Source organism: Leekyejoonella antrihumi, assembly GCF_007845645.1.
Taxonomy (GTDB): Bacteria; Actinomycetota; Actinomycetes; order Actinomycetales; family Dermatophilaceae; genus Leekyejoonella; species Leekyejoonella antrihumi.
The window spans coordinates 1-5,239 of record NZ_VCQV01000085.1 but is presented as its reverse complement, the minus strand read 5'-3'; the positions used below and the strand labels follow the sequence as shown (position 1 = coordinate 5,239).

Genomic DNA, 5,239 nt, shown 5'->3' with positions numbered 1-5,239 from the left:
CCGTCGAGGTCCTTGGTGATCAGTGAGCTTGGTCGCTTCTGATCCTGAGGACCTCGACCCTCACCTCACCGCATCACCAACCCCCGGCGTGTCGCCGTGCCCCACCTCAGGTACGGAGAGCCCCTTCAGCGGATGATACGCACAATTCAGCCGGAGCATCTTACCGGAAGATTAGTTATATTGCCTGCGCTGAATCTTCCCGCAGTGCGGGCGGCCACAAGAGTCTCGCCGGTTGATGGGCGGAATCTAAATCGCACATATCCTGGGGCGCTACGAGGGGATGCCACGCAGCAGATCGCGTACGCGGTCACCGAGCGTCTCCTACCATCTGCTGACTACGCACTGGACCTACACTCAGGAGGGTCGGCTAGTTTCTATCTGCCATCTGCGTACGTGTATCAAGGCCCGAACCCCGATATGTTTCGGCGCAAGAAGGCCGCGGCAGAGTTATTGGGACTACCGTGGTCGATTCAGGTAGTACCGCGACAAGGGCCATCTACTTTCTCTGCGGCCGCTGACAATGCTGGAGTATGTATGATTGCGACTGAGCTTGCGGGTGGAGGTATGCTCACGTCGGCCTTGATCGACAGGCTCTCGCAGGGATTATCTCGACTTTTGGTGGGCTGGGGAGTCTTGAAGGCTGAGTTCGGGCCGCCGGATCTAGGAGGCACACAGTGGATACGGTTCGACGAGGACTCGACAATATATACGCCAGTTCGTGGTCTGTTTGAGCCCGAGTGCCGCCTTGGCGACCACCTCTCATCCGGTGAAAGGGTCGGCTGGATCTATCCCTTTGAGGAGCTTAATGAGCCTGCTCGCCCAGTAGCGGCGCCACGCGATGGAATTGTCACCATCTTACGACGTCCACCATTGGTAGATCTCGGGGACGCTCTATTTACACTAGCGAGCGAGGTCTGATCTCACTCGCACCGCTTCGGTGAGGACTGCGGTTGTTTGTTGGTCCTCGCCTGTTGGGGATGGCATGTGTGTAATTCGTTGTGCCCAGAGGGTTCTGCGGAGCGTGGCGAGGGCATCCAGGAAGCTGGGCGTCTTCTTGCGTGGGTACCAGGGGCGTGGTGTCCAGGTTTGCCCGTCGGGGTGACTGGTCAGGTACCAGCACCAGGTCGTGGCGTGCAGCCAAAGGGCCAGCGCCGCGGCTCGCTCGGGTCCGCGGCGTGTCCAGGACTGGGGCTGGTCGCCACCGAGGAACTGCTTCACATCGCGGAAGCACACTTCGACCGACCACCGATCGCCGTACCGGGAGACGACGTCAGCGGCGCTGGCGTGCCGGTCGGTGGTGACGATGTAGTCGTCGGGTTGCACACCGGCCGGGTCACGCACGATGACCAGCCGGACCAGGGCATGCCTGTTCACCTTGTACCGCAACACATCTCGGGTGTGGACCATCCTGGTGATCGTCGTGCCGCGCTGGTCGGCTCGGATGGTGGTCCACTGGTCATTGAGGGTCTGCTCGGATAGCTGGGCGGGGGTGGGTAGCCGCTCGCCTCGCAGGCGGGGTCGGCCTCGCCTACCGGTGCGCGGCGGGGCCGGCTTGTAGAGAGCGGCGTCGCGGCGCATCCGGGAGGTGACGTCCACCCGGGCCAGGTCGGCTCCGGCGAGGGTGGCGTAGGCGCCGTCGGTCACCACGTGCACCCGCTGTCCGGGCAGCCAAGAGGCGATCTGGTCGAGCATCGTCTCGGCGTTTGCGACGGTGGTGGTCGCATCGTGCTTGCGGTGCACCCGCACGCCGTCGGGCAGGGCGATCGTCCACCCACCCCACGGTGGGTGGACGGTCAACGTGATGACGACCAGGTTCAGCCCGCGGGCGTAGACGACCTTCTTGAGGGTGGAGCGGACCGCGTCACGGAACACCCCGGCACCGGCGACCTTGCGGCCTTCGTGGTGGAACAGCGAGGGGGCACCTCCCGCTTGCGGGGGAGCATCGCAGGCGAGCTCGATGGCCCCGTCGGGGCAGAACCGGGTGACCAGGTGGCGGGTCAGCACCTGCCAGAGCCGGTGCATGGACCAGGCGCCGTCGCGCACGAACCGGTGGTACGCGTCGTGCGCACGCCGGCCGGCCGGGTCGCCGGCGGTGATCATCGCGGTGACGGTGCGCCGCCCCGGCGCGCAGACCCACCCGGTGACCAGGTGGGTGAACATCGCGAAGCTCGGCGCGGTGAACCCCGCGCGGGTCAGGCCAAGCAGCGCGAGGAACCCGGTCACCGTGCCCGGCGGGCGGCCGCCCGACGAGTCAGCAACGCAGCCAGCCCGGCATTGCCCTGGTCCTCCAGCCTGGACTGAGCTGCGCGGTACCGCTGGACCGCTGCGCGGACCTTGGCGATCTCCTCGGGTGCCAGCATCACCGTCCGATTGCGGCCGTCCTGCGAGTAGCTCAACACCGTGCTCTCGTGCAGCTGCTCGCCATCGGCACACCGACACGTCGGGGTGCCGCAGCGGCGGCGCTGCACCACCACCGAACCGCGGATCATCCGCGGGAACTCGACCCTCGTGCTCTTGGACATCGCGCCACCAGCCTTTCACATGCACGTGCCCCGCGTGCATGTGACCATGATCTCGCAGGATGCCATGCATGGTGAGGACCAACCTCGGCGGGTCGCTACTCAGCGGGACGAAGCCGCCTGCATCGCCGAGGTCACATCAGCAAAAAGTGCGAAACTCCACGGTGGATCATGAACAAGTACAAGAAGTGGCACACCTGGAAGAAAGCCATCCGAGTGCTCACGGAAGCTGCCGCAAAGCGGCCGCGGTACTTCGCGCACTGGGCCTGGGTGAAACCGGCGGTCAGATGACCAGGACGACAAGAGCCGTATGACGGGAGACTGTCACGTACGGATCTGTGGGAGCCCGGGGGTGCAATTCCCCCGGGCCACCCGACCGAATTTCGGACACTCCCGGCGAAGGACACTAGGCCAGCGTGAGACGTTGCAGGTCTGTGCCAATGATGGTGGTGCCGTGGAAACCGGTCGCCGCGAGCTTGGTCCACCGCTCGACGTCGATCTGCTCGTGTCCCAGATCTGTGATGTGGGAGAGGACCAGGGTGCTCACGTTCGCGCACTCGGCGATGGTGCCGACGTCGGTGACGTTCACGTGAGACTGGAGCATGTGCTTCAGGTCGTCCGGTGGCAGGTTGGATCCTTCCAGGCCGATGGCCTCGTGGACCAGAATGTCTGTCCCGCGGGCGAGCCGGATCAGGTTGTTGGATCTGGTGGTGTCACCGGAGAACGTGATCGACCCGTGGTCGGTGTCGAAGCGGAACGCGAAGGAGGGGAATACCGGCCCGTGGGGGACCAGGACGGCGGTGACTTGGACATGGTCATCGGCCATGACCTGGAACGGGTCCATGGCGGGGGCCGTGGTCCATCACCGTCAATGAGCGTGACGGTTCCTACCTCAACGCCAGATACATCGGTGATCGCGTTTAGTGGGCCCGGTATGCCCTCGAACGGTATGCCGAGGTCGCGCGCCCGCGGGCGGCCCGCAGAGGGGGAAGCGGTGGTGGTCATGGCGAATCCTTGGTTGGAGTAGCGATCTTGGGATACTAGGGGGCGACGCGGGCGTAGGAGAGATCAGGTCTTGGGTGTGCTGGGGGGGGGTGAGGGTTGTGTTATTGCCGACGGTGAGCAGCCCGAAGCCGGTCCAGAAGATGGAGGCCTTCCGGGAATCACCCCCGCTCGCGCGGGGCTTGCACTTTCTGCCCGTCGCCCTGACCGCCCTCGGCGGAATCACCCCCGCTCGCGCGGGGATCGCGGCAGGTTCAGGGTCATGGTTACGGCTCCAGGGGAATCACCCCCGCTCGCGCGGGGATCGCTCTTGGGACAGTTCGACGCGCACGTACTGCGAGGAATCACCCCCGCTCGCGCGGGGATCGCATGGTCCGCCCGATCTCGTGGGGGTGGGTGCTGGAATCACCCCCGCTCGCGCGGGGATCGCGGGCCGGGCACGCGTTCCGCACCGTCCAGGGGGAATCACCCCCGCTCGCGCCGGGATCGCCGAACAACGGCGAAGGGTAATCCACTCCCGCAGGAATCACCCCCGCTCGCGCGGGGATCGCCGGGTCTGCTCCTCGATCTGGTCGGCGAACCAGGAATCACCCCCGCTCGCGCGGGGATCGCGCCGAACCCGTGAAAGAGTAGGTCTGCGTGTTGGAATCACCCCCGCTCGCGCGGGGATCGCTAGGTCTCTCCTCCGGAGTTGTGCACCACGAAGGAATCACCCCCGCTCGCGCGGGGATCGCAGCCGGAAGGGAAGGTGTGCACATAGGTCTTCGGAATCACCCCCGCTCGCGCGGGGATCGCTCGACAAGGACGTGCTGGAGGAGCTCGGCTTCGGAATCACCCCCGCTCGCGCGGGGATCGCACGTCAGCCACACCCAACGGGTTGCGTTCTTCGGAATCACCCCCGCTCGCGCGGGGATCGCCATACGGCATCCGGCGCAACACCGCCGCCAAAGGAATCACCCCCGCTCGCGCGGGGATCGCGCACGCACCAATCTGCGAGGAACTCGCCCGGTGGAATCACCCCCGCTCGCGCGGGGATCGCTATGGCCTGTACGGTATCGACGCCTACGGCCTGGAATCACCCCCGCTCGCGCGGGGATCGCCAGGGTTGTCATACCGTCCCCATCGCTGGCCAGGAATCACCCCCGCTCGCGCGGGGATCGCGCGATGGCACAATCCGGGCAGAGGGACGGCTTGGAATCACCCCCGCTCGCGCGGGGATCGCGCGTGTCGGCAACGCTCGAAAATGAGGCCGATCCGACGCTCGAAAATGAGGCCACCGGTTCGTGCCTTCTAGTCTGCCGTGTCTTGGGTTTTGATGCTGGGCAGTGTGTCGATCCCGCGGTTGCGGAGCCGGTAGCTGGCGCCCTTGAGGGTGAGGACATCGGCGTGGTGAACGACGCGGTCGATCATCGCTGCGGCGACGGCCTGGTCGCCGAAGACACCGCCCCAGCCGCTGAAGGGCAGGTTCGAGGTGAGGATCAGCGAGGCGTGTTCGTAGCGGCTGGACACGAGTTGGAAGAACAAGTTCGCCGCGTCCTGCTCGAAGGGCAGGTAGCCGACCTCATCGACCTATGGCGATATCGCCATAGGTCGATCTATGCCGACACCGCGACTATGCCGAGGCTTGAGGTTTTGCCGGTGCAATCACGCGTTGTCGCGGTCGGTGTCCTCGGCATAGTTACAGGCTCTCGAGGAATGCGAGTACCTTGTCCGGTGGC

4 protein-coding genes, 1 pseudogene and 1 CRISPR repeat array are annotated in these 5,239 nt (G+C 65.5%); of the genes and pseudogenes, 1 reads left to right on the top strand and 4 read right to left on the bottom strand.

Annotated features, from left to right (window positions below):
• Positions 1-132: 132 nt before the first annotated feature.
• The gene (locus FGL98_RS27325; RefSeq protein WP_425461028.1) at positions 133-918 is read left to right on the top strand and encodes a succinylglutamate desuccinylase/aspartoacylase family protein; all 786 of its coding nucleotides are present in this window, start codon (positions 133-135) and stop codon (positions 916-918) included.
• Here the strand turns inward: FGL98_RS27325 and FGL98_RS24520 are convergent.
• From FGL98_RS24520 to FGL98_RS24505, 4 genes and pseudogenes are all read right to left on the bottom strand, one after another.
• The gene (locus FGL98_RS24520; protein WP_186526382.1) at positions 901-2,223 is read right to left on the bottom strand and encodes an IS701 family transposase; all 1,323 of its coding nucleotides are present in this window, start codon (positions 2,221-2,223) and stop codon (positions 901-903) included. The genes FGL98_RS27325 and FGL98_RS24520 overlap by 18 nt on opposite strands.
• Positions 2,220-2,522 (bottom strand): DUF6788 family protein, encoded by a 303-nt coding sequence (locus FGL98_RS25660; protein WP_186526381.1) that lies wholly within the window; start codon positions 2,520-2,522, stop codon positions 2,220-2,222. The genes FGL98_RS24520 and FGL98_RS25660 overlap by 4 nt, the downstream gene beginning before the upstream one ends.
• Positions 2,523-2,925: 403 nt before the next feature.
• Positions 2,926-3,363 (bottom strand): MBL fold metallo-hydrolase, encoded by a 438-nt coding sequence (locus tag FGL98_RS24515; RefSeq protein WP_186526380.1) that lies wholly within the window; start codon positions 3,361-3,363, stop codon positions 2,926-2,928.
• Between the two features lie 315 nt (positions 3,364-3,678).
• A CRISPR array of direct repeats spans positions 3,679-4,743; the repeat unit is 29 nt; unit sequence GGAATCACCCCCGCTCGCGCGGGGATCGC.
• Between the two features lie 68 nt (positions 4,744-4,811).
• A pseudogene (locus FGL98_RS24505) lies at positions 4,812-5,090 on the bottom strand (ATP-binding protein); the annotation flags it as partial.
• Positions 5,091-5,239: the final 149 nt, after the last annotated feature.